The 24,392-nt window shown below is 45.5% G+C and carries 24 protein-coding genes and 1 other annotated feature; of the genes, 1 reads left to right on the top strand and 23 read right to left on the bottom strand.

What is annotated here, in order from left to right:
* Window positions 1–135: 135 nt before the first annotated feature.
* The 19 genes from ACPW7N_RS04845 to ACPW7N_RS04935 form a co-directional block, all read right to left on the bottom strand.
* Window positions 136–720 carry a DUF1802 family protein gene (locus ACPW7N_RS04845; RefSeq protein WP_425649890.1) on the bottom strand — a complete coding sequence of 195 codons (585 nt, stop codon included), beginning with the start codon at window positions 718–720 and terminating at the stop codon, window positions 136–138.
* Window positions 721–917: 197 nt separating this feature from the next.
* Window positions 918–2,498, bottom strand: a complete 1,581-nt coding sequence (gene pckA / locus ACPW7N_RS04850) for a phosphoenolpyruvate carboxykinase (ATP) (RefSeq protein WP_425649891.1) — start codon at window positions 2,496–2,498, stop codon at window positions 918–920.
* 167 nt (window positions 2,499–2,665) lie between these two features.
* Window positions 2,666–3,124, bottom strand: coding sequence for a hypothetical protein (locus ACPW7N_RS04855; protein WP_425649892.1), 459 nt, complete (start codon window positions 3,122–3,124; stop codon window positions 2,666–2,668).
* A gap of 4 nt (window positions 3,125–3,128) precedes the next feature.
* Window positions 3,129–4,256 (bottom strand): M20 peptidase aminoacylase family protein, encoded by a 1,128-nt coding sequence (locus ACPW7N_RS04860; RefSeq protein ID WP_425649893.1) that lies wholly within the window; start codon window positions 4,254–4,256, stop codon window positions 3,129–3,131.
* Between the two features lie 86 nt (window positions 4,257–4,342).
* Entirely contained in the window at window positions 4,343–5,437 is a 1,095-nt protein-coding gene (gene trpS / locus ACPW7N_RS04865) for a tryptophan--tRNA ligase (protein ID WP_425649894.1), read from the bottom strand.
* A gap of 163 nt (window positions 5,438–5,600) precedes the next feature.
* Window positions 5,601–5,864, bottom strand: a binding site (T-box leader).
* Window positions 5,865–5,934: 70 nt separating this feature from the next.
* Window positions 5,935–6,282, bottom strand: coding sequence for a hypothetical protein (locus ACPW7N_RS04870; protein WP_425649895.1), 348 nt, complete (start codon window positions 6,280–6,282; stop codon window positions 5,935–5,937).
* Between the two features lie 89 nt (window positions 6,283–6,371).
* Window positions 6,372–6,728, bottom strand: a complete 357-nt coding sequence (locus ACPW7N_RS04875; protein WP_425649896.1) for a DUF1904 family protein — start codon at window positions 6,726–6,728, stop codon at window positions 6,372–6,374.
* Window positions 6,682–7,158: a hypothetical protein gene (locus ACPW7N_RS04880; RefSeq protein ID WP_425649897.1), complete on the bottom strand. Its 477-nt coding sequence runs from the start codon at window positions 7,156–7,158 to the stop codon at window positions 6,682–6,684. Before ACPW7N_RS04880 ends, ACPW7N_RS04875 begins: the two co-directional genes overlap by 47 nt.
* The gene (locus ACPW7N_RS04885; protein ID WP_425649898.1) at window positions 7,151–8,611 is read right to left on the bottom strand and encodes a multiheme c-type cytochrome; all 1,461 of its coding nucleotides are present in this window, start codon (window positions 8,609–8,611) and stop codon (window positions 7,151–7,153) included. Before ACPW7N_RS04885 ends, ACPW7N_RS04880 begins: the two co-directional genes overlap by 8 nt.
* Entirely contained in the window at window positions 8,608–10,746 is a 2,139-nt protein-coding gene (locus tag ACPW7N_RS04890) for an FTR1 family iron permease (RefSeq protein WP_425649899.1), read from the bottom strand. Before ACPW7N_RS04890 ends, ACPW7N_RS04885 begins: the two co-directional genes overlap by 4 nt.
* Window positions 10,747–10,804: 58 nt before the next feature.
* Complete coding sequence (locus ACPW7N_RS04895; RefSeq protein ID WP_425649901.1) at window positions 10,805–11,647, bottom strand: imelysin family protein; 843 nt, start codon at window positions 11,645–11,647, stop codon at window positions 10,805–10,807.
* Window positions 11,648–11,807: 160 nt separating this feature from the next.
* Window positions 11,808–12,200 (bottom strand): VOC family protein, encoded by a 393-nt coding sequence (locus tag ACPW7N_RS04900; protein WP_425649902.1) that lies wholly within the window; start codon window positions 12,198–12,200, stop codon window positions 11,808–11,810.
* 68 nt (window positions 12,201–12,268) lie between these two features.
* Window positions 12,269–12,700, bottom strand: coding sequence for a hypothetical protein (locus ACPW7N_RS04905; protein WP_425649925.1), 432 nt, complete (start codon window positions 12,698–12,700; stop codon window positions 12,269–12,271).
* A gap of 267 nt (window positions 12,701–12,967) precedes the next feature.
* The gene (gene gcvH, locus ACPW7N_RS04910; RefSeq protein WP_425649903.1) at window positions 12,968–13,348 is read right to left on the bottom strand and encodes a glycine cleavage system protein GcvH; all 381 of its coding nucleotides are present in this window, start codon (window positions 13,346–13,348) and stop codon (window positions 12,968–12,970) included.
* 60 nt (window positions 13,349–13,408) lie between these two features.
* Window positions 13,409–13,861: a redoxin domain-containing protein gene (locus tag ACPW7N_RS04915; RefSeq protein WP_425649904.1), complete on the bottom strand. Its 453-nt coding sequence runs from the start codon at window positions 13,859–13,861 to the stop codon at window positions 13,409–13,411.
* Between the two features lie 270 nt (window positions 13,862–14,131).
* On the bottom strand, window positions 14,132–15,313 hold the full coding sequence (locus ACPW7N_RS04920) for an aminotransferase class I/II-fold pyridoxal phosphate-dependent enzyme (protein ID WP_425649905.1): 1,182 nt from the start codon (window positions 15,311–15,313) through the stop codon (window positions 14,132–14,134).
* Window positions 15,314–15,673, bottom strand: a complete 360-nt coding sequence (locus ACPW7N_RS04925) for an arsenate reductase family protein (protein WP_425649906.1) — start codon at window positions 15,671–15,673, stop codon at window positions 15,314–15,316.
* A gap of 273 nt (window positions 15,674–15,946) precedes the next feature.
* Window positions 15,947–16,123 (bottom strand): hypothetical protein, encoded by a 177-nt coding sequence (locus ACPW7N_RS04930; protein WP_425649907.1) that lies wholly within the window; start codon window positions 16,121–16,123, stop codon window positions 15,947–15,949.
* A 50-nt stretch (window positions 16,124–16,173) separates the two neighbouring features.
* Window positions 16,174–16,971: a DUF2797 domain-containing protein gene (locus ACPW7N_RS04935; protein WP_425649926.1), complete on the bottom strand. Its 798-nt coding sequence runs from the start codon at window positions 16,969–16,971 to the stop codon at window positions 16,174–16,176.
* 173 nt (window positions 16,972–17,144) lie between these two features.
* On the opposite strand from ACPW7N_RS04935, the gene ACPW7N_RS04940 reads away from it, so the two are divergent.
* Window positions 17,145–17,897, top strand: coding sequence for a polysaccharide deacetylase family protein (locus tag ACPW7N_RS04940; RefSeq protein WP_425649908.1), 753 nt, complete (start codon window positions 17,145–17,147; stop codon window positions 17,895–17,897).
* 53 nt (window positions 17,898–17,950) lie between these two features.
* Here ACPW7N_RS04940 and ACPW7N_RS04945 read toward each other — a convergent pair whose 3' ends face one another.
* From ACPW7N_RS04945 to ACPW7N_RS04960, 4 genes are all read right to left on the bottom strand, one after another.
* The gene (locus tag ACPW7N_RS04945; protein ID WP_425649909.1) at window positions 17,951–18,682 is read right to left on the bottom strand and encodes an amino acid ABC transporter ATP-binding protein; all 732 of its coding nucleotides are present in this window, start codon (window positions 18,680–18,682) and stop codon (window positions 17,951–17,953) included.
* 320 nt (window positions 18,683–19,002) lie between these two features.
* Window positions 19,003–20,181: an MFS transporter gene (locus ACPW7N_RS04950; RefSeq protein WP_425649910.1), complete on the bottom strand. Its 1,179-nt coding sequence runs from the start codon at window positions 20,179–20,181 to the stop codon at window positions 19,003–19,005.
* A 224-nt stretch (window positions 20,182–20,405) separates the two neighbouring features.
* Window positions 20,406–22,490: an ABC transporter ATP-binding protein gene (locus ACPW7N_RS04955; RefSeq protein WP_425649911.1), complete on the bottom strand. Its 2,085-nt coding sequence runs from the start codon at window positions 22,488–22,490 to the stop codon at window positions 20,406–20,408.
* 3 nt (window positions 22,491–22,493) lie between these two features.
* The gene (locus ACPW7N_RS04960; protein ID WP_425649912.1) at window positions 22,494–24,245 is read right to left on the bottom strand and encodes an ABC transporter ATP-binding protein; all 1,752 of its coding nucleotides are present in this window, start codon (window positions 24,243–24,245) and stop codon (window positions 22,494–22,496) included.
* Window positions 24,246–24,392 lie beyond the last annotated feature (147 nt).

Consider the following 24,392-nt stretch of genomic DNA (forward strand, 5'->3'; position numbering starts at 1 on the left):
TCTCAATTCATTCTCAATTACCATCTTATAATAAGTTTAATCAAAGATCAATGTTTAGACTATAAATGTATTTATTAAATATTTATGTTTAAAAAGTCATTTTGTTCCTAATCTTATGAAGCGATATACATTTGATTAAGAAATAACTTTCAGCACTTCTGCTCGCTTCGCTTCATACTCTTCGTCTGACAGTACAGGGCTGAATGCGCCTTGTGGAATATCCTGCAATAAGTTATGCCAGGATTTGCATCCTTTGTATTCCTCTTCAATTGGAATTACCAGAGGTTCTGCTAACTTATACACCCTTGCAAACAGAATATGGAGCGGGTTTTTCTTTTTCCAGTGCAAGCGAACGTCTGCGAAGTTATCTGTCCAGATATGATAAGGTGCAAGTGCACGAATTTTGGCTTCATCAAGAACTTCTATATCATCGGTAATTTTCGCAAAATAGCGAATGTCTACCATCGTATTCTCAGGAGTCCAATTTTCTAATGTTGCTTGCAAGTCACTTTGATATTCAGGCTTGACCATCTCGGACTTTTGATGCTCATAGGTAGGATAGAGATAGAATGTATCATGCTCCAGCTTGAAATCACGGGTCTCTTCATACAATCCACCCTTGCGGACCGTAATGATTTGCTTTCCTTCGCCAAGAGCTTTAATGGCTACTGCCCATTCCTTCAAAGAAAGTGTTGATACTGGTTGTAGAACTGTCGTCACTTCCGATCACCCTCCTATTATTATCCCATTTCTCGCCAAAATTTCTCTATATTTTCCTTCTCATTCTCAGGCCATTCTCAATTAGCCGACTGTGTTCGGATAAAACAATAGCACACTAGATGTCCAGAAGCAATCCTCCATACGGAAAAAAATAAAAACCCTCAACCAGGATGGCTGAGGGCGTGGATTTCAACAGATTATTCAGCAATTGGTCCAGCTTTTGCGATGTCTGCTGCATTCGGAAATTTCTTAGCGAAGTTCTCAGCAAAACGGCTAGCCAGTTCACGAGCTTGCTTGTCGTATGCACCTTTATCTTCCCACGTGTTGCGTGGTTGAAGAACGTCAGCAGGGACACCTGGGCAAGACGTTGGAACATGTACCCCAAATACAGGATCGTTCATGAATTCTGCTTTCTCCAATTCACCGTTGAGAGCAGCAGTAACCATAGCACGAGTATATTTCAGGTTCATACGATGTCCAATACCTACTGGTCCGCCAGTCCAACCTGTGTTCACAAGGTAAACACGTGCATTTTGTTCATCGATTTTCTTTCCAAGCATCTCAGCATAGACTACTGGACGAAGTGGCAGGAATGGAGAACCGAAGCAAGTGGAGAATTCGGTTTGCGGGGTAGTAACGCCACGCTCCGTACCAGCCATTTTGCTTGTGTAACCGGACAAGAAGTGATACATTGCTTGTTCTTTGCTCAATTTGGAGATTGGTGGAATCACACCAAAAGAGTCAGCAGTCAAGAAGATGATTACGTCAGGATGTCCGCCTACACCAGGAATCACTGCACCAGGGATCATCTCGACTGGATAAGCTGCACGAGTATTTTCTGTATATTTATCGCTGTCGTAGTTTGCCGTACGAGTATCTGCATTTACCTCGACGTTCTCCAAAACAGTACCAAAGTTGATTGCTTTCCAAATTTGCGGTTCGCCTTCCTCAGAAAGCTTGATGCATTTTGCATAGCAACCGCCTTCGATATTGAACACGCCGTTATCAGACCAGCCATGCTCATCATCACCGATCAGGAAACGGTTCGGGTCAGCAGACAAAGTAGTCTTTCCTGTTCCGGACAGTCCGAAGAAAAGAGCAACATCGCCTTCTTTCCCTACGTTTGCAGAGCAGTGCATGGAAAGCACGTTTTGCTCAGGAAGAAGGAAGTTCATCACGCTGAAGATCGATTTTTTCATTTCACCCGCATACTCGGTTCCACCGATCAGTACGGTTTTCTTTTCAAAGCTTATAATAATGAAGGTTTCGGAATTTGTTCCGTGTACCTCAGGGTTCGCTTTATACGTTGGAGCATAAATCACAGTAAACTCAGCCTGGTGGTTCGCAAGTTCTTCAGATGTTGGACGAATGAACAATTGATGAGCAAACAGGTTGTGCCAAGCATATTCATTCACGACACGAATTGGCAATCGGTAAGCAAGTTCAGCTCCTGCGAATCCATCGAATACGTACAGTTCTTTTTGTGCGAGATAATCAAGAACATCTGCATGCAGCTTGTCGAACTTCTCAACAGAGATAGGTTGGTTAACCGGGCCCCAGTTAATTTTATCGTGTACGGATGCTTCATCAACTACAAATTTGTCTTTTGGTGAACGACCCGTAAACTTACCAGTCAACGTGTTGAGAGCTCCTTTATCAGTGAGAATGCCTTCTCCCCGCTTGAGTGCCGCTTCAACAAGCAGTGGAACTGATAAGTTGTAATTTGCTTTTGTATTAGCTAACACGTCAGCTAGTTGTTTTACTGTCTTCGTTTCCATGTAACGTTCTCCTTCCCCGCTGTCCAAAGTGGGTTTCTATTCGTTAGTTAAGATGTAATTAGTATAACACATTTAACGAATTAAGCTACATAATTTTATAAACTAATCCGAAAAAATTTATTATAGGCTGTCCAATTGTGTCCAAAAAGGAGGACGAACATCCTCTATTAACGAATTTGTGCCCTCTTATAGATGAAGTCTACCTTCTCAGCCAGGCCTCTGATCTGGTTGCCGTGCAGTTGATAATAAATATCTCGCCCGTCTTCTCGCTCGAAAAGAATACGGACTCGCCCTTTATCACCAATAACCTTCTTTATTTGACTTGCGGATAGAGTTAGGAAAGGAAATCCTTGTTCTGTAAAACCAATGAAAACAGAATCACCATACACGATGACGTCAAACTCGGCCTCATGACGTTCGTCGTCTGCAACAATTGTCTGAGCTTTGCCCTTCCAAAGCGGCTGTTCGAATCCTTCCTCATCACGGATCTGAAGTACAGGGCTATTGTGTTCCTGCTCCTGCCGCTTCCGTTTCTCTTCTCGTTGACGTGCGAATGAGAAGAGGCCCCACAAAAAGACGGCGATACTGATAAACAGCGCAATATAGAGCCAATCAGCAGCTTCCATTTGACTACCTCTCAAATGTTCTCATGACTGCACGAGTCAGTATTTCTACTCCAGTAACAAGTGCTTCTCTTTGGAAACGCATATGCGGATGATGTAATCCAGGCTGCAAATCACAACCAAGAGCCAGCATGGTTGCCTTGATATGTGGGCACTTGACTGTATAGAAGTGGAAATCTTCCGCTCCCGGGCTGACAGGCGCAGGTTTGAGTCCTTCTTCACCAAGCACGTCTACAATTGCCTTTGCCATGATTTCCTTCGCTTCTTCATGTACTTCTGCTGCAACCATCTGTGCTCCTAGTTGGAGTTCAATTGTCGCTCCATGGATACTGGCTATGCCGTCGATTAGTTTTTTCACTTTTTCTACCAAGAGATTCATCTGCTGGTTTGTTTGTGCACGCAAATCGAGTGCAAACACAGCCTTATCTGGAATGATGTTGGTGCTTTCTCCACCAGCATGAAGCTTTGTCATTTTAACCGTTGCGGGAACGACAGGGTCTACATGAATCATCCCCAAACCGTTGACGATGGCACTGGCAACTTCGATCGCATTAATTCCCAGATGCGGTCTTGCTCCATGTGCTGCTACACCGGTAATCTCTCCGTCGATAAACATGGCTGCTCCATTGTAAATCGCCGGTCCTGCGAATCCTGCTTGCATCTCCTGAATTGGGCGCAAATGAACACCATAGAGATAATCAATGTCATCCACAACGCCTTTTTCCACAAGCTTTAATGCACCGTCACCCTTTTCTTCAGCCGGTTGAAAAAGAATGCGGAGTGTGCCTTTTGGAGTGAATCCACTAGCCTTTAGCGCTTCTATTGTTTCAAGGATCAGCGTCATATGTGCATCGTGTCCACAGGAGTGGTTGGCTCTCCATTCCCCATCTACTTCCTGCCAAAGCGCATCAATATCGGTACGAAGAGCAACAACAGGCTTCCCTTCTCCCCAATCTGCTACCAGCCCTGTACAGTCATCGAAGGTGGTTACTTTCAATCCCAGTTGGCGCATCCGACCTGCAAGATAGTTGGTCGTTTCAAACTCTTTCCAACTGATTTCCGGATGGGCATGAAGATGTTCAAATGTTTCCTGGATACGAGATTCACTTGATTGAATACCCTCTTTTAGCTTCATGAATTATCCTCCCCTGTTACCCTGATTTCACTACCTTCGAAATCATTTTTTTCTAAATGGAATAGCAGATGCTGCGAACACCTGCATTATAGCACAGGTTTTTGGCCGAAATAGGAAATACCGATAGCCTCTCTGACTTCTCTCATTGTTTCTTTTGCAATTTTTTGTGCTCTCCCAGTGCCATCAATCAGGATTTCATCGACCAGGTGCGGATTTGCTTCATATTGTTGTCTGCGCTCCCTCATCGGATCGAGTAAACGATTTAGCTGGTCTGCTGCGATTTGTTTGCACTCTACACAGCCAATTTTGCCTAGTGTGCAAGCTTGGCCGATTTCATCACACCCTGACTCATGAAAAGCCTGATGGTACATGTAGACCGGACAAACTTCGGGATGTCCTGGGTCATTTTTGTGAATGCGGGCTGGATCGGTAACAGCCCTTTTCATTTTGTCATACACTTCTTCCCGTGTGGCATCGAGTTCAATCGCATTGCCCAGACTTTTGCTCATCTTGCTCTTTCCGTCCAGTCCGGTCAGGCGGGGCACAGACCCGATCAGCGCCTGCGGTTCTCGGAAGATTGGTTGATACAATTCATTAAAACGGCGTACAATGCGTCTTGTCTGTTCAATATGAGGAATCTGGTCCTCCCCTACAGGCACCAGAGTTGCTTTGCAAAAGGTGATATCGGCTGCCTGGCTCACCGGATAGCCCAGGAATCCGTAGTTTAATTGAGTATAGCCTTTTTCTGCTGCTTCTGATTTGATCGTGGGATTGTGACGCAAGGAATTCACGCTCACAAACATGGAAAAAAAGACAGTTAGCTCAGCAATTTCCGGGATCAGCGACTGAATGAAGATGGTCGCTTTGTTTGGGTCGATCCCCACTGCCAGATAATCCAGCGTGATCTGTCTGACATGTTCTTGAATGAGCTCTGGTCGTTCGAAGTGGGTGGTCAACGCCTGCACATCAGCTAACAGAATGAAAGTTTCATAGTCATCCTGCAGTTTCACACGATTTTGCAAGCTGCCAACATAATGGCCCAAGTGTAATTTGCCAGTTGTGCGGTCGCCTGTGAGTACTCTTTCTAGTTTTGTGGAAGTTGTCATTGTGATTGCTCCTTTGTATGTTTTTTTGCGACTGTCCTTCTTTCTGTTCTGTTTCCACCACCAACCATCGCTCATAGGCGACCACCTCCTTTCAACCCCACCGATAGTAGCAAATGCTGGTATCGGCGGGGACCCCGGTTTTATCCCCAACGGCTAAAGCTAGCGCTGATGCCGCCGGGGGCCCCGGTTTCAACCCCACCGATTGTAGCAATAAATGAACGCAAAAAAGCCCCACATCTCAAGGGACGTGGGGCCGCGGTGCCACCCTATTTAGTCAGGAACGACTCTCTCAAAGGTTCGAACGAGATGACATCTTGTCTCTCGATAAACCCGTCTCTTGGTAACGGGGAGACACTCCCGGATTCACCTACTGAAGACATATATCCTGTTCAGCGAATCAACTCCGAAGTCCATTCAGCGAGGGTATCGCATCGGTTCACACCAGCCACCGACTCTCTGAAACAATACTACCTGGCCTACTACTCTTCGTCACAGTTGATCAAATTTCCTTAAATTGAGTATTAGTTTATGCAAATCAGGTAGTCTTGTCAAACCCAATTTTTACGGTACCATTAAACCTGTTGGGCCGTCAGACGTATGAGAGAATCGAGTTTTAACTGATCCCGAATGGAACCAACCGTCTCAATTTTCTCTTTCACATGTAAATAAGCAAGCTCATCGCCCTGAAAAAACATTCGGATATCCTGCTCATCGCCTCGAACCAGCAAATCGTAATCGGCTTTGTCATGCCACGGTCTGAACTCCATTCGATCAGCACTGATGACGAGCGTAAATCCTTGGTTTCGATCCTTGACAACCACCCCGACTCGGCGTTCCCAGTTGCGAGTAACAATGCGCAAAAACGACTTCTGATTCACTCGTTCAATAAATTGTTGCAGTAATGTCTGGATCGAACTCACCGCGGACCACTCCCCAACCAATAATTACCATGGTTAGATGGTTCTTTACGGGTTGAGTCGAATCCTTTGACGAGCGGTAAGAGGCTGTGTCACCTATTGTCGGGTGCAGAGGCTAAGTTTTGACAACTTTTCCCGTTAATATAATAGCTGTCTTCCCGATAAGCTACGAAAGCAATCTCAACCTCAGGCAATCCCAAAGACAACACATGCTTGGTAACAGCTTCTGCAAACCGATTCCTTACCTCTGGTCCCCGTTCAAACCAGGCAACTTCAATAAACGGGAATGAGGGAACCACTTTGCCATCAAAGACACCTGTCGTTGACAAGACTTCCAAAGTAAAGTTATCCGTTCCACACTCACAAACAAGAGCCAGTTCTTCCACCATCGGCTTGCTGATCTCACATAATTGCTCCGGTTTGATTCCGCGAATGAGTAGATGAGGCATGGAAATCCTCCTTGAGTAAATTCTCTGCTACGTGATGATGCTGAGACTGTTTGTGGTTTTTCTTCACTGAATGCTTCCAACCATAAACCAGGCACCAGCTTCCGGCTACCACATGCAATGATACCATCCACGATACAGCAAAACCACTACGAACTGTCAGGAAGATCCCCGTACCAATTGCCACGAGCACTGTCACCAGATAGATGATACCGGATATCTTTTTCACTTGCCCTTTTTTCGTTACTTTCATCATCTTCAGTGCATGGGTAAAAGAAACGATGAGAATCAAGCCAAGGACACATATACTTGTCACGATATGAACAACCAAAAGGGAAGAGTAAACCTTCCATAGACCCGGACTCGCTGGCACGAACAGGCCAAATCCGGTAACTGCTGCAAGTACCGTTAACCAAAAGGCAAGTCTAGTCAAGAGTGATCACCTTCTCCTTCACATCGAGATCCGTGATTGGAAGCGTACGGTCTGTTCCCGGTGCACCAAAATTCCGCAGCGTAACATTCGCAAAGAACTGTGGAGTAATACGATAGCGCAGTTTGGACTTGATGGTTACCTTTTTGACGTCTTTCGGCAGGGCAAAGGAATATTCACCGTATCTGGATTCCTTCGGCGGGATCAAATTGTCTTCACGACGCTCAATTCGCCATACCTGATGATGATCAATCAATTTCCCGTTCTTGTCATAGAACCGGGAATTAAAGATCACTGAATTTGGTTTGATCTCCAGCTTCTCATCCAGTTTTCCTGAATCAAACAGAACTTTCCCTTGTTCATCCAGAACCTCAACATCAAGCCACAACTGTCTCAAGTCTGTCGCTCCAGTCGGCAGGTTGTGCCCTGCTCCCTTGTTGGTGACCTTTACTTTGAAATCCATACGATCTGATTTCTGCTTCACATCAACGATCTCAATTTCGGCCGCCGAACGAAGCATCTTTTCTGTCAGATCAAATAGCTTTTTATCTCCATAAAAGTGAGGCAATGCCTGATTGGCTCCAACGAAGTAGTGGCTTAATACTTTTTCCTTCACTTTACCGCCGTTTGTCGTTTGTCCACTGACCGTTTGTTTCGGCTCACCTGGCACTACAGCCATATGGCAAGTGATACATGTTGCGAAGTCTTTTGAGCCCTGTTGACCGTATGGGCTTTTGAGCCATTCACGATAAGTATCCTGTTCGATCTTTCCATTTGGTGCGGCCTGTGTATGGCACGTCGAGCAGTACTGTGCTTCCCGATACAACTTCGAAGATAGATCGGCAGCATGACGCTTCGGTGCTGCACGAATCAGATAATCTCTCAGTGCAGAGACGGTTTCATCGTCAAAAGGATAAGGTTTGACCCTCTCTGGTGTAAGGATATAGGAGCCGTCCGCTGGAACTCCTTGCGTAGCATTGTTATAGACTCCGCCAATCGAGTGGCAAATAATGCAGGATGTTCCTGCCTGCTCGTATTTGGCACTGGTCCATTTGGTTGCTCCGATGGAACCGGTCGCCACAGCTTCCGGTGTATGACAACTGGCACAAAACGTGATGTTGTCTTGCCCCAGATCAGGAACGGCAAACGTTTCTTCATGATTTTCATAAATCGGATCATTCACCGCTGAACGGGCATGAGCCGATACTTTCCACTCTTCAAACGAAACCTGATGACAGCTCGCACATGATTGAGAATCTGCCAACTGATGTGCTTCTATTGGATTGCCGGAAACTGTCTTGATTCCAGACAACCCGAATTCCTTGGACTGTTCTTTGGCTACGACGACTGGTGCTTCATCATCGACTTGTGTCTGTTCCCATTCGTAATAGTAGGTAAAGCCAATCAGTGCCAAGATACTGAGAAAAATCGGAAGTGCCCAGCGCTTTGCACTCATGCGCTTTTCGCCCCTTTCTTCCAGAGCATCCAGCCAAGCGCAACTACCACTGCAAGAATAAGTACGGATTGGGCAACCATGGTTTCAATGGTAGGATAGATTCCCAGCAATGATACTGTCGGCCAGCCAATCAAGAAGGTTGAACTGATATACCCACCCTCTTGCAGTTCAAAAATTCCATGTCCGGTAAAGCTGAACGCCATAAAGTAAAGGATGGCACTGGTGCACAAAAAGAACGGCTTGATGGGAATCTTCACGCTGAACTTGGAAATGGAATAGTAGAGAATGGCAAGGACCACGCACCCAACAAGGAATCCATAAATAACCATACTGCTGCTGTCATTTCCAATGGCAAGAAGCGCCTGATAAAACAGAATCGTCTCAAATCCTTCACGGAAAACAGCAAGGAACGAAACAAATCCCATCGTGTAATAGCTTCCCTTGGCAACGGAATCAGCCAGTTTACCCTGGATATACTGTTGCCACCTTCTCCCTTGTACCTGACTGATCATCCAATAGCTGACATAGAACAAAACCGTTACGGCAATCAGCATCGTGATCCCTTCGATCGCTTCCTGGTTTGCTCCGCTGATCTGGAACACCATCTTGATCAGATAAGCAGCCAATACACTCGCCAAAATCGCTATCCCGGCACCGTAAAATACGTACTTTCTTGGCTGTCCTGTTTTTGTCAGATATGCCGCAAGTGCAGCGATAATGATGATTGCTTCAAACCCTTCACGCAAGATAATGATCAACGACTGGATGAACAAACTCCAGCCAGAGCTTTTTGTTGTTAACGTCGTAACCGATTTGGTGATCTCTTCTTTAAGACTGGTTACTTGCGGTTCAATTTCCTTTCCAGCCTGAATCAATGCTTTGAGTTCCGCAAACTTTTGTTCAAGCAGAAGGACAGCTTGATTGTCCTTGGCTGAAAGCTTTGATTCAATTGGTTCAAATACAAAGTAGGCGTCAAAGACAAGGTCGTATGCTTCTTGCTTTTTACCCGCTTTATAGGCCTCAAGCGTTTGATCGAGCTTTGCAAGTGTTTGCTCCATAACAGCTTCTGGACTGTTGTCGTTGCTTGTTGTCGCTGTTGGCAGAGGAACTCCAGCATCTTTGGACAATTTTCCCATCAATTGAGTGATGACCGCAGTGACTTCTTCTTTGTTTTTCTTATCAGCCAGCACTTTTTCGATAGTTACCAATGTCGATTCTATTTTGTCAGCATCACTCGGCCAGGCATCGTGGATCTGGCGGAAACGCAACTGTGCTTCTGTGCTAAATGCCTTCAGCTCTTCGTACTCAACACCATTGAAGACGGCCCCTTCCTTGATGGCGACTGTCCAGTTCCGATCCATATAGTCGAGCAACTTGATGATTTTGCTTGTTTGACTTTTCAGCTCTTCGGGTGAAACCTGTTTTGCAAAATAGGAGCCTAAAATTTCCTCCGCTTTTTGTTTATCTGCTTCAGCCAGCAGTTGTTCTTTACCAAATGCTTGCTGCAAGATTCCATGCAGTTCCTTGACCTGCTCTTCCGAAATATCTCCGATCAGGTCTTGTTCAATGATCTGAAAGAAAAGATAAGATTGCGAGACAGCTTTGGCATCTGACAGAGAATCCCTGATTTTAAAAAGATAGATTTCTTTCAGGTCTTTCAGAATAATCGGCTTTAGTTCATTCAATTTGTCTGGATTTTGTTGCAGTTCAACCATAGACTGCAAACTTTTCGTCGCTTCCTTGTTGAATTTGAGCTTCTGCTCGCGGATTTCAAACCAGTTTTTCGCCTCTTTAATATCTCCGTTTTCCAGCGCCTGCTTCACACCCAGATAGGAAAGCTGCAGCATCTTGGGAGCAATCTCATCTCTTTTGCCCTGCTTAAATCGCTCCAGTATTTCCTGCTTTACCTTCTCGTCCGTATAACGAGAGGATTGAGCCATTTGATTAAATACCTGCTCCGCTTCCCCTAAGGATTGCTGTGTGTTCTCCAAAAGCAACCGTTGAATCTTGCGAAAATCCATCCCGAAGGAGTCAGTAGACGCCATAACAGGCTGCGCTACACATGTAAATAACAGCAAAAAACAAATGCTGTAGATCGCCCAGGCAAGCGGAAAAATTCTGTTTTGCTTCAGCATGATTTCACCTCTAAACAGCAATAGGCTCCCCCATATCGGGAACCTATGCTAACCCATTTTAAAGTTTTACACCAATTGTTGTCGCAGCTTCCACCATCAGATTGAACAGTGCTCCGAATTCCTGGTCAACTGTCTCAACTTTTGGTTTCTCTTCACTCATTACATTTTCCACCTGCTTGATTTGGGCACGAACCTTGTCATCCATTTCTTTGGATTTACCTACGATTTTTGGAGATACAGCATCATAAAAATGTTGTACACCTTCAAATACCTGTCTTGCGTCCTCAATTCTTGTCCCGGAAACACTCTCTCCTGTATAAACAGCCTGGACGAAACCGGAAAGCTCTGGGAGAATTCCTGTCATGGCTTCGAATAAGATTTGTTCATTCAGTGGTGCATCCTGAACGACTTTTTTCAGCTTGCCTGCATCTTCTTTCAACATAGCAGTCAGCTTCAGCAAATGATCTTTCTCAGTGGCTGGATCTTTCTTGCCCCACAGGATGTGCTCGATTCCATGGAAGCCTGTCTCTGTGCTAACGTCCATGGTTTCATCCAGTTCTGCCGATAAGGTAGCAAATAATGCCTCACCTTGTTCGTATTCCAACTGGGTAGGAAGCCATTGTTCTTTCGCTTTGGCAAAGTCCCCAGCTTGAATGGATTTTTCCATTTCCTCTGTTTTGGACATAATGCCATCTACACGTTCAAGCGCCCATTTCTTGGCGTCTTCAATCTTTTGTTTCACTTCTGCTTCAGGGTCTGCTGCAGCAGGTTTTGCTTGCTCTTGTGCCGGTTGGGTTTGGGCCTGATTGGAGGCTCCTGTCTCTTTTGCTGTCTGCCCACCGCAACCTGTTGTTACAACGATCAGTGACGTACATAGGGCAACCAATATGCTTTTGTTCATTCTCTTTTCCCCCTTAAACAACATGAATAAATAATTAATTATAAGATGATATTGATAATCATTTTCAACAATTCAAAATTTACCACCTCAGCTACCTCTTGTCAACAAAAAAATGGCTTCACCTTTGTTAAAAAGGCGAAGCCATTTTGGAATTTTTTATTTATTCTTCATCGTGCTCATCACGGTCTAAACGAACTTCTAAATGATGCCCATCTGGCGTCTCGAAGTAGAGATTGAAACTCATTGGACGTTCAATCGGCCCCCGATAACATATATTGTTCTCTTCCAATTTGTCTACGAGATAATCCAGTTCATCTCTGGTGCCAATCGAAAAAGCAACATGATCAACTTGCCCTACACCATTTTTCCCGTCATCTTCCCAGTGATGAAGTCCAATTCGGGTATGATTGCCGACGTGAAAATAGACAGGCGCACCTTCTTCGATTTGATCAAAATCAATAGGGATCTCCAAAATATCTTGGAAAAAATGGGCCACCTTCATCACGTTACGACAGTTAAGGGCTATGTGATGAACACCTCGCAAATTAAACATGCTGCACACAATCCTCCCAAACACGCTTGCAATCTCTTCGACGGAGTATATCTAAACTCGATTACGTTCTATGCACTGCGTCTTGCTGCTTCCATCTTTCTATTATGCTCCCGTAAACGTTCGCTTAGCCTCTGCAACCGATGTTTCAGCGCTTCTGTCCACGCATGATCATCCAGTTGTTTTGCAACCCCAAGAAGATCAAGTGCAATGTCGATTTGTTGTTTCAACACATCACTATAATTACCTTCATCGGTCATTGTACAATTTTCGAACAAATCCTGTTTATTGTCAACAGTCACGAAATCGCTAAAATCGATTTCACTGGCATTATCGCCTTGTGCGTATTCAACCAGGATTTCGTATTCTGCCTCTATCATCGGATGAACTTCTGAGCGATTACATACGGGACAAAACATAAGAGGGACGCTGTGCACGATTGTTTTGTGGTGGCGGACCGATCCAATCGATCCAATCATGTTGGCTCCACAACAAAAGCTCATATTCATTCTCCTCCCCTATCAACTCACTCTATTTTTCTATCGTTATGAGTGAGGAACTACAATCTAATATTATGATTGTATCGAATTGACCCGGGTCAAAGCTAGTCTAAAAACATACCATTTCATCCAACATCTCAATAGATTTATCTTTTAATAGTAACGAAAAACAAAAGCGTTCGCCAGACTTTTTCTGATTAATTTGACATTTTAAGGAAGAGAAATAAGAAAAAAGGACCAGGAAATTCCTGGCCCTCTATGTGATAGGTCCTATTCTTTTACCAATGCCTCATATTTAGAAGCGTCCATCAGCTTGTCGAGTTCACTTTCATCGGAAAGTTCAACAACAACCATCCAGGCTTTTTCGTAAGGAGATGAGTTTACCAATTCAGGCTCACTTTCCAAATCTCCATTCACTTCAACAACTTTACCACTTACAGGTGCATACAACTCAGAAACAGTTTTAACAGATTCTACGCTGCCAAATGGTTCGTCTTGTTTCAACGTTGCTCCAACTTCAGGTAATTCTACGAACACGATATCACCAAGTTCAGATTGAGCAAACTCAGTGATTCCAATATACGCTTTGTTTCCTTCAACGCGTACCCATTCGTGTTCTTCGCTGTAACGAAGATCTTTTGGAAATTCCATCTTCAATACTCCTCCTAATAATCTGTCTGATGACTCCCCTCTTAGTATTGGACAAATATCCTAGTTTTCCTCTTCCATTTCCAAAATTCGATACAAACGTTTTTTAACAAGGCTGAGCCCTCTTTCTCCAACCTGGAAATGACGAAGTTGCAGAGTCTCATCAAACAGATAAAAAGCAGGCACGTATTCGTTCTCGAACGCATCTGTCGTGGTCATTTCATTATCAATCGCAATCGGATGAATCAACTCGTACTGCTGAATCATCTGCTTGATGGCATCAACATTCGTATCTTCCTCCGAAAGCGGCATGTGAATTCCGATGATTACCAGACCAGCGGCAGCATATTTGTCGTGCCATCTCCTGATTCGTGGCAACGACTCTTTGCACATGTAGCAACCTACTGACCAGAAGTGAACTAACACGGCTTTTCCTGCCAAATCTGCTTTCGCTACGGCCCCATTAACCCATTCAGTCACTCCCGGAAAATCTGGCAACTTCTCACGTAAACGCATATGTACCATCTCCTTTATACTCAATATGATTCGAAAATAATGGAAGTGACTGACATTAAAAAAAGGACCTAACGATTACGTTAGATCCTTGTGTGGGGAATCATAAACACATTCCAAGAGGATGCTCAAAAAGTTGGCTTGCTTTTTGAACAGTACTACCTGATAGAATATGTGCTTACTTTATCAAATAAACGAATTTACAGTCAATAAAATATAACAACAATATTCACCGTATATATATTTTCAACCTCATTCAATAGCTACCATTCGTCAATTTTGTAATAACCCTGATTCTCCGATCCGCTTGGCTACCTCTTCCAATACGGATGGCTCTTGCACCAAAGCAATTCGGACATAGCCCTCCCCTTCTTGCCCAAACGCACTTCCGGGGATCAACACTACCCCCGCCTTTTCCAAAACAGCAAAAGCGAACTCACGTGAAGTCCAACCCGCAGGAATAGGTGCCCAGACAAACATCGTTGCTTTCGGGGGTTCAATTTGCCAGCCGACACGTGCCAGCGCATGCAATAACACATCCCTGCGTTCCTGGTAAATCGCACTCGTTTGATTTGGATATGCACCCGACATATCTCTTTGAAGTGCTGTTATTGCCATCTCCTGTACAGCAGTGAATACGCCGTAGTCAATATTTGATTTCACAACCGCAAGTGGTTGAATGATTTCTCTGTTCCCTACCACATATGCGATCCGGCAGCCTGCCATGTTAAAACTTTTGGAAAATGAGTTGAATTCGATTCCCACTTCTTTGGCACCGGGCACCTCCAAAAAGCTGGGCGGACGATATCCGTCAAAAGCCATCTCCGAGTATGCCAGATCGTGTACAACAATAATGCCGTGTCGTTTGGCAAACTGCACAACCTGCTCGAAAAAAGAAACGGGAGCAACTGCTGATACCGGATTATTTGGATAATTGAGAATCATAAATTTGGCACGTTGGCAAATGTCTTGCGGAATCGTATCCAACTGGGGTAGAAAGTTGTTTTCTGCCCGCAGTGGCATGGGGTACAATTCGGCTCCTGCCAACTGCACACTTCCTGCATAAATCGGATAGCCCGGATCAGGTACTAGAACAACATCACCAGGATCCGCCCACGCCAACGCCATATGCGCCAGCCCATCCTGCGACCCCATCAAGGAATGGACTTCTGTGTTGGGGTCCAAATCCACCCCAAAGCGATATTGATACCATTCGGCTACTGACTTGCGAAAGCGGAGCGACCCTTCTGAACCAGGATATCCGTATACATCGGTGCGACTAACCGCTTCTGCCAATGTTTCTCGCAAGTACGATGCAGGAGGTCTGTCCGGGCTTCCAATCCCCAGATCGATCACGTTCATGCGCTTGGCAACTTCTCTTTTTCGCTCAGCCATCTCTGTGAAAATGGCCGAACTCATTTTTTCTAATCGTCTAGACGGTTGTGGCAGGTTCATCTACTTGTTCCTCCAGACGTTCATGTCATCCTCTTTGAAGCCAACTGTTACTGTGGAGCCTCCCACGATCAGAGGACGTTTGATCAGTTTTCCATTGGATGCCAGCAATTCTAGCATCTCGTCATCTGTCATTGTTGGGAGCTTCTCTTTCAATTGGAGTTCCCGATAGAACTGACCGCTTGTATTAAACAGCTTTTTCAAATCCAGACCACTGTTCTTCCAAATCGTGCGCAGTTCATCTTTTGTCGGAGGTGCTTCTACAATCGGAACTTCTTCAAATGCTACATCTTCCTTTTGCATCCATTGTTTTGCTTTGCGGCATGTCCCACATTTGTCATACAAATAGGCTTTGATAGTCATAACAAAACAGTCCCCACTTCCTTTAAAAGTTAGTTCAAAAAGGAGGATGTTTCGATGCCCCGATGAGAGGGCACAAACAGAGCAGAGAAGTTCAAGGCGCGGAAGGACCGAGCAGCAGAACGTAGGTGAGTCTACGTGAGCAGCGGAGGGACAACGCAACGCAGAAATTCGACAGCTATGTTTCCCGGACTTTTTGAACATCCTCTAGCTAGTGCTGTGTGAAAAACAAGCTTTCCACAAACTAGCATAACACGGAAGGGAGGACTGCCTCAATCACGCCCGTTCCTCGTCTTGCGGCAAAGCTTCCGAGCCCGGATTTACTTGCCACATCGCCTGAATCGGACTATAGGACAACCCGAGGTGATTCTGGTCTGCTGTGTCGCTGAGTGTAGCTGACAAATCACCTTCATACTGAATCTCTTGATTAATGCTCTGTTTTCCCTTTTCCACGGATGACACCCCTTATGATGTATGGTTCTGTCATCATTGTGGCTTTTCTTCTAGATTGTTATCCGCACCTGATAACCGGCATGTTTTCTCACCTGGAAAACCCCGTTGTCGAAAATCAGGTATTGTGCCTTTACGCCAAGGAGCTTGCCCCCTACACTTTCCTGCTTGTCCAGTGAATGGGAAGTAATCTTTGCCAGCGTCTCAAGGATCGGGTACGTGATGTCTACCCACTCATCCTCTCGCAACTGAAAAGGCTTAAATGCTTCTGGAAAGTGTCCGTACACTTCGTCACGCAAGGCTTTCAGATCTACCTCGTCTGCCTCGCCTTTCAGCATTTTGCGCCAATTGGTTTTATCCGGCAAGTATTGGCTGAGATGAACCTCCAGCTCACCTGCCATTCTTCTTGTTGGCAATTCAGCAATCGGGATGGCACGAATCGCCCCTTGATCGACCCAGCGTTTGAGTTGGTTATTCTTACGAGTCAGCCCCACCTTCACGTCGCTCGATACGGCCAGGTAGACGTAATGCGGTATCATACAGTAGGCCTCACCAAAGCTGTTGTCACGACAGGTCCCATGCTCATAATGACATTCGTGCGGCTTGACGATACACAGATCATTTTGCGGAAGCTGCGTAAAACAGGGATAACAGTACCCACTGTTAAAGGTCTTGTTTGTTTTGCGGCCGCATTCAATACAATTTTTTTGGCCCAGGTATGTAATGGTTAGATCTTGTCCCAGGAACTCATTTAACGGAACCCGGTCTTCCCCAAGTTCGAGATAATAGTCTACCGGTTGATTTCTGTGATAGGTATGGGTAAGGCCATGTAACAGGCCGGTCAATTCCAAAGCCAATGCTCTCTCTCCTTTGTTTTGACGCTTGTCGTTTCATGTTCTCTATACGCATTCGTCTTTTCATTCTACCACAAAACCCCACTGCTTTTTTACAGGCATGATTTGGCCAGAAGCGGTGAAGATAAGGGTATTGACTTTTTACATAGACGGGGGGCTGATGTAATTCCATGAATCGATTGGCTGTTCTTTTGGCTGCTTTGGCTGCCCTGCTGTTTTTTACACCAATAGCCTCTGGAGCCAAACCTACATATGAACCGATCCATCGCATCGATACACAGCGAAAGGTGGTTGCCCTCACGTTTGATGATGGCCCCGATCCGAAATATACGCCACTTATTCTGGAGACGTTGCACAAAAATAGTGTGCCCGCAACATTCTTCGTCCTCGGTTCACAAGTGGATAAATACCCCAAGATTATTCAATGGATCAAAAAGGCGGGACACGAAATTGGCAATCACGGCTATCATCACTACGACCTCAACCGACTGACAGAGCAAGCGATCTATGATGAGATCAAACGGGCGGAAAAGTCGATTTGGGTGAAGACGGGCATTTTAACACAATACTATCGGCCACCCGGTGGAGTAATGACACATGACGTCATGAATGCTGTCCAGGCGTCAGGCTATGATATCATTCATTGGTCGATCGACCCGAGAGACTGGTCATTGGAGCGGACGGCTTCTGTTATTGCCCAAAGTGTAAAAACGACTGTCAAACAGGGGGATATTGTTTTGTTCCATGATGGGGGGTTAAACCAAAAACAGACAATCGGAGCTCTTCAGGAGTTAATCACTGATTTGAAATCCCAGGGGTACAAGTTCGTGACCGTAAGCCAACTGCTTGAACAGGGGAAGGTCGGGAAAATACCCACCCGGTACAAGCTATCGCTGGCTCCGGGCGGGGCCCCAAACTTTTAAACTATTATTAACCAAAAAAGGACTCAGCCAACCGAAGGCCGAGTCCTTGTCTATTAGTGTGTCAAAATTTTTCCCAGGAAGGAACGGAGGCGATCATTTTTTGGATGCTTGAAGATTTCTTCCGGTTTGCCTTCTTCTACGATATAGCCTCCATCCATAAAAATGACTCGGTCACCTACATCGCGGGCAAATCCCATTTCGTGTGTAACAACGACCATCGTCATGCCTTCCTTTGCCAAATTCTTCATAACCGCCAGTACTTCTCCTACAAGCTCTGGATCAAGCGCAGAGGTCGGCTCGTCAAACAACATAATTTTCGGGTTCATGGCAAGTGCGCGGGCAATCGCCACACGCTGCATCTGCCCTCCCGAAAGACGATCAGGATATATATCGGCTTTATCACGAAGGCCAACTTTCTCAAGCAGTTCCAAACCACGTCTTCGGGCTTCGTCGGCATTCATCTTTTTCACCTTGACCGGAGCCAGCATGACATTTTCCAGCACTGTTTTATGCGGGAACAGATTAAAGCGCTGGAACACCATTCCCACTTCTTCACGCACTTTATTGATGTCCGTCTTCGGATCAGTAATGTCAAATCCGTCAATAATCACCGTACCGCTTGTTACTTCTTCCAATTGATTCAGACATCGAAGGAAGGTACTTTTACCAGAACCGGATGGACCGATAACACAAACTACCTCTCGTTCAGCGATTTGCGTTGTGATGCCTTTCAACACTTCCAGTTTCCCGTAGTATTTATGCAGGTCATTTACTTGAATGATCACTCGTTCGTACCCCCTGAATTGTCTATTTCTCTCCTAATATTCTATATCATGTAATGGACAGAGCAAAAGCATGAATTTTTTGATTTTTTAATAAAAATTATTTAACGATAAAAGAAAAGAAAAAAGGGAGCACGAATGCCCCCTCTTAACCAAGGAATTTCATCGTAAAAAAGCTTGCTACAAAAAACAAAATCCAGACTACGCCTCTTGTTACTGAGGATGGTGTCAGCAATAGAATCACCTGCCTTGTGTAAGGCTTCTACTGCTACTATTCCTCTGTAACCAAAAGTCATGCATCCTCATGCTGCATTTTTTCATGGTTACGACGCGATGGCACCAGAAGTGGATGTGGCATTTTTGGGTTTTGCTCGGAAAAACAGACCCAAACCCATAAAGGAAAGCAGCAACCCGCCCATCACATAAAAAATCCAGCTTGGTGTCGCAAAGTCCATTAAGTAGCCATTGATATTGGGGCCGACAATACTTGCGATACTAAAGTTCATGCCGGCTATTATCCCTGCGGTCGGAATCATTCCATCTGGCAAAATATCCGCTGCGAAAGCCAGCCCGAGGGAATAAAACGAACCAACGGCTGCACCCGCAATTGCGAACAGAGCCATGATCATCCACACAGAGGCACCAACGAAAGGAATGCACAGAAAAGCGGCACCCCCTACGATGGCACAACCCATCATAACTTTCTGACGTCCGATCCTGTCACTCAAGGTTCCCAATGGAAGCTGCAAAATCAGGCTGCCGACCACAAATGATGGCAAAACAATAGCGACCAGTTCCGCTGACATTCCTGTACGCAAGGCATATACCGGAAAGCTTCCATTTAGAGATGACTCCATATATCCGTAGAGAAACGATGGAATCAAGGCTAGCCAAGCTAATTGAAAGACGATCATATATCGGTTCTGTCCTTTGCTTACCGCTTCAACTGGTGCTGGGAACTCATTTTTTAACCGCTGCAATAGACCAAACGCAATCAAGGAAAATAAACTGACGGCTACAAAAGGAGCCCATAATCCAATATCCAAGAGTTTGATCCCCAGTGGACCGACCCCGAATCCGACACCATACGCCAGACCATACATAGATAAATCTCTTCCACGCCTCTCGACAGGTGTAATTTTGGTAACCCACATCTGGCTTGAGTAGTGGAGCATCGTATCACCCGCTCCCATAAGCAGCCGCAGTATGAACCAGATGGTTAATCCTTGCATGAATGGAAGCAGCAACGTAGTTGTGGTCACCAGAATTAATCCGATCAGTATCGTTGTTTTATAGCCCAAACGCCGCAAAGGAATCTCCATAAACGGATTGATCAGGATCATCCCGATATAGAGTGCTGCAGCATTAAATCCGTTGGCTAGTGATGATACCCCTTGTTGCTCCAACAATATAGCGAGCAATGGAAGTGTCAGCCCCTGATTCATCCCCGCAATACAGACGATTGCAATCAGGGTCCAGATCGTATAACGTGAAGATTTCATCACTCTCTCTCCTCTTTACTTTACATTCTCTTTACTTATTGTGAAAAACGTCTCGACATTTTTACCGAAGTAAATGCCAGATGTTACGCTGATGCACCTTGTCATAAAAGTGGATGTGACCGCTTGCGGTCAACACGTTTCAGTCCCCCGATGAGAGGGGATGAGAGGGGATGAGAGGGGAAAACGGTCATGACCTTTTTGTAATCATAACAGCCCGACAAGTCCTAAACATCAACTTTTTCAGAAGTTTGGCCTTGTTGGAGCTGGTACATTTTGTAATATAGCCCATCCATGCTCATTAACTCTTCATGTGTACCCCGTTCGATAATTTCCCCACGAGACAATACCAGAATCAAATCGGCATGTTGAATAGTAGATAACCGGTGAGCAATCATAAATGTCGTACGACCGCTGGACAGGACGTATAATGCTTCCTGAATGGCTGATTCAGTTTCACTATCGATATTTGCTGTCGCTTCATCGAGGATCAGGATCGCAGGGTCTTGTGCCAAGGCACGAGCAAACGAAATCAACTGCCGCTGCCCGGACGAAAGAGTTGCCCCACGCTCAACGACGGGTTCCTGATAGCCATTTGGCAACTGTTGAATGAAGTCATCTGCCCGAACTGCCTTGGCCGCATCCTGCACCTGAGCGTCCGTAATATGCGAGTTGTACAAGCGGATGTTAAATGCAATATCTCCAGTAAACAGAAACGGATCTTGCAGTACCAATCCTAAGTGTTTGCGAAGAACTTCCGGTTTCATTTCATGAATGTCTACGCCATCAATTGTGATTTTGCCTTGGTTGCAATCATAAAACCCTTGCAAAAGGTTCATAATCGAGCTTTTTCCGGAGCCTGTGTGACCAACCAATGCGACTGTCTGACCAGGCTCTGCGACAAACGAGACATCCTTCAAGACATAATCTTCGTTTTTGTAGGCAAAAGAAACGTGATCGAACACCACTCTTCCCGCAGGGCGAGGAAATTCATCCCTTGGTTTTGCGGGCATTGCTGGTGTATCTAATACTTCGAATACACGCCCTGATGAGGTAATCGCCTGTTGAAGCTGCGACAGCCGTTGCATGATCATATTGATCGGTTCAAAGAAACGCCCCATGTAGTCGATAAAGGCATACAAAATCCCAAATGAAATCGCATTGCCAAACGACTCTGAACCGAAGTACCAGATAATAATCGTGAGCGTAATTTTGTAAAGGAAATCCACCGCTGGACGCAACAACAGTGCTTCCAGGTTGTTTTCCCTCATGCGTCCATGGAAGTAATCCGCATTAATCTTGCTGAATTCATTAGCAACTCCCGGTTCTCGGCGAAACACCTGCACGACGATCATATTCTGAATCATTTCATTTAGCATGGCATTCATGTCGCTGAGTCGTGCCCGGATCACGGCATACGCACGTGAGCTGTAGTGACGGTATACATAAATGAGCACAGCCAGAAAAGGCAGGACCATACAACAAAACCATGCCAGGCTCGGCTCCATAATAAACAATGCGACCAGGATACCAATCAGGAATACGCCGTTCTGTGCAAAGGTAGCAAGCACACTGACGTACATTTCTCGAATCGCTTCCGTATCATTTGTTACCCGGGACACCAACGATCCGACAGGCGTCTTGTCAAAAAACGAGACAGAGAGCTTTTGCAGATGCGAAAATACATCGATCCTCATTTTTTGGATAATGCGCTGGGCCGTTGTCTGTAAGGAAATCAGTTGAAAGTAATTGATCCCCGCAGAGAACAGGATCAGTACAGCATATCCACCCAAAAGCCAGAGCAACGGCTGAAAGTCATTCTGATAAAGTGCTAGCACCTCACTGGGAGTTAAGACAAATCCTTCACGCACAATCTGCTCTGTATCTGTCTGAACCATGATGCTGACCCTTTGTCTACCTGATTGATCGACTCCATCCAATGTGATGTGACGCTGTCCTTCTTGAGGAAGTTCTCCTGTGATCAGGTAATAATTGGTCCCTTCTGCAATAACCTGGCGAAACGTGTTACTTGCCGGCGTCGTCGAGCTCAGCCAATCCTCACGAACCAGATATTCAGTCCCGATTTGAACAGAGGGAATCGTTTTCCCATCCTTCTCAACATTGGCCTGATCCAGTGCAAACCATCTCTTCTGGATACTCAGGATGTGATCATCGATGGCAATTTTGGCAATGAATGGCCCCGCTAACTCCGCACTTGTTCCAATAATGAGGAGAAAAAGAGCAATCCAGATACTTTTCTGAAAAGGTTTCGCATATCCAACCAAGCGCGATAAAACAGACGATCCATTCATACTCTAGTCTCTTCCTCCCGCTACCATGGCTTCCAACTGTTGACGACGGTATTGCTCGCTATACCAGCCGCCCAGAGCCATTAATTCATCATGAGTACCCCGTTCAACGATTTGACCATCCTCCAGAACCAGAATCTGATTCGCATGCTGGACAGCAGAAAGGCGATGTGCCGTTATAATGGTCGTCTTGTCTTTACGCTCTTCCCGCAAATGTTGCAGGATTTTCTCTTCGGTTCTGGCATCTACAGCAGATAAGGAATCGTCCAGGATTAATATTTTTGCGTCCAGCAGCAAGGCTCTGGCGATTGAAATTCTTTGTTTCTGCCCACCGGAGAGCATGACACCCTTCTCCCCTACCAGCGTGTCAATTCCACCTGGCAATTGCTGCAAGTCTCGCTGCATCTCTGCAAGACGAAGTGCCTCCCAAATCTCTTGTTCGGTTGCTTCCGGCTTTCCAAAAGCCACGTTTTCCTTGATCGTCCGAGAAAACAGAATATGTTCTTGCGGTACATACGCAATTTTTTCACGCAAAGTGGTCAGCTTGATATTCTCAATTCCAAGCCCCGCTAAAAACAAATGATTTTCCGGGATCGGATACTGATGCAGCAATACCCGGCACAAGGTTGACTTGCCACTCCCTGTGCGCCCGACAATGCCCAAGGTTTCTCCTTCACCCAGTTCGAATGATAGGTCGACCAAAGCCGGGCGATCAGTATTCGGATAATAGAAGGTAAGATTTCTTACAGTGATATCATGACCTGCCAAATTGGTTTCAGCCTGCTCGGTGTCAACCACATCCGGTACCTCGTCAAGCAACTCTTGCAGGCGCTTTAAGGAGGCACTGCCTCGTTGCAAGATGTTCATAAGCCAACCAAAGGCAAACATCGGCCAGATCAAAAGACCCAAATAAAGATTGAAAGCAACGAGATCACCCAATGAAATCTGGCTGTAGAAGACGAGAATCGATCCGAATCCCAAGCCGATCAAGAAACTGAATCCGATAATGATTGCAATGGTAGGCTCGAACAACGCATCGATTTTGGCTACATTCACATTGCGGTGAAGGGTCTCCTCACTCACCTTGCGAAAAGCTTCTATGTCTTTTTTCTCCTGTACAAACGCACGCAGAACACGGACACCGCTAATCGATTCCTGCACGTGGTCATTCATATGACCGAATGCTTCCTGTGCCAGAAAATAGCGCTCATGCAAAAGCTTGCCGTAGTATGCTGTTGCCCAGGCGAGAAACGGCATAGGAACCAGGGCAGCAATCGTCAGCTTCCAATCAATCGCAACGAGCATCGTGCCAAAAGCAAGAATAGTCATAAACAAAGAATCCACAAGTGTAAGTACACCCAAACCAGCCGTCATTTCTATAGAAGGAATGTCATTGGTAGCGACAGCCATCAAATCACCTGTCCTCCTCCGATGGAAAAAGGAAGGTGTCATTCGGGTCAACTGCCCAAATAATCGTTCGCGAAGTGTTCTTTCCAACAGCAACGAGCCACCGAACAGCAGGTACCGCCATACAAAGCGAAGACCGTACAGTACGACGCCCAGCACAAGCAAAATTCCGATTGTCCAGCTTAAGCCGGACGGCGTCAATGTATCCAATCGCATTTGGTCAACCGTGTCGCCGACCAAACGGGGTGGTATTAACAGCATAATATCAATGACGAGCAGGATCGTAATTCCAACCACGTACCGTTTCCAATACATGCGGAAAAACCATCCCAACTGCTTAAACGTATCCACTTTTATCGCCCCTTTATATACCCACCCGACTTAAGCTGATGCTGATGTCGGGCGGGGCCCCGATTTATACCCACTCTACTGAAGCTAAATGCTGATGTCGAGCGGTCCACCCGAATGTAGTTTTTACTGGTATGTAGAAAAATGAAG

The organism is Brevibacillus nigriterrae (genome assembly GCF_049846925.1).
GTDB lineage: Bacteria > Bacillota > Bacilli > Brevibacillales > Brevibacillaceae > Brevibacillus_H.

Coding starts and splice junctions, on each gene's coding strand:
- ACPW7N_RS04900 (WP_425649902.1), bottom strand. CDS start 12,200: ATGTTTAATTTGCGAGGTGTTCATCACATAGCCCTTAACTGTCGTAAC.
- ACPW7N_RS04905 (WP_425649925.1), bottom strand. CDS start 12,700: ATGAGCTTTTGTTGTGGAGCCAACATGATTGGATCGATTGGATCGGTC.
- ACPW7N_RS04940 (WP_425649908.1), top strand. CDS start 17,145: ATGAATCGATTGGCTGTTCTTTTGGCTGCTTTGGCTGCCCTGCTGTTT.
- ACPW7N_RS04920 (WP_425649905.1), bottom strand. CDS start 15,313: ATGAACCTGCCACAACCGTCTAGACGATTAGAAAAAATGAGTTCGGCC.
- ACPW7N_RS04860 (WP_425649893.1), bottom strand. CDS start 4,256: ATGAAGCTAAAAGAGGGTATTCAATCAAGTGAATCTCGTATCCAGGAA.
- trpS (WP_425649894.1), bottom strand. CDS start 5,437: ATGAGCGATGGTTGGTGGTGGAAACAGAACAGAAAGAAGGACAGTCGC.
- ACPW7N_RS04925 (WP_425649906.1), bottom strand. CDS start 15,673: ATGACTATCAAAGCCTATTTGTATGACAAATGTGGGACATGCCGCAAA.
- ACPW7N_RS04875 (WP_425649896.1), bottom strand. CDS start 6,728: ATGCCTCATCTACTCATTCGCGGAATCAAACCGGAGCAATTATGTGAG.
- ACPW7N_RS04885 (WP_425649898.1), bottom strand. CDS start 8,611: ATGAGTGCAAAGCGCTGGGCACTTCCGATTTTTCTCAGTATCTTGGCA.
- ACPW7N_RS04955 (WP_425649911.1), bottom strand. CDS start 22,490: ATGAATGGATCGTCTGTTTTATCGCGCTTGGTTGGATATGCGAAACCT.
- ACPW7N_RS04895 (WP_425649901.1), bottom strand. CDS start 11,647: ATGAACAAAAGCATATTGGTTGCCCTATGTACGTCACTGATCGTTGTA.
- ACPW7N_RS04855 (WP_425649892.1), bottom strand. CDS start 3,124: ATGGAAGCTGCTGATTGGCTCTATATTGCGCTGTTTATCAGTATCGCC.
- ACPW7N_RS04915 (WP_425649904.1), bottom strand. CDS start 13,861: ATGCGTTTACGTGAGAAGTTGCCAGATTTTCCGGGAGTGACTGAATGG.
- gcvH (WP_425649903.1), bottom strand. CDS start 13,348: ATGGAATTTCCAAAAGATCTTCGTTACAGCGAAGAACACGAATGGGTA.
- ACPW7N_RS04950 (WP_425649910.1), bottom strand. CDS start 20,181: ATGAAATCTTCACGTTATACGATCTGGACCCTGATTGCAATCGTCTGT.
- pckA (WP_425649891.1), bottom strand. CDS start 2,498: ATGGAAACGAAGACAGTAAAACAACTAGCTGACGTGTTAGCTAATACA.
- ACPW7N_RS04890 (WP_425649899.1), bottom strand. CDS start 10,746: ATGCTGAAGCAAAACAGAATTTTTCCGCTTGCCTGGGCGATCTACAGC.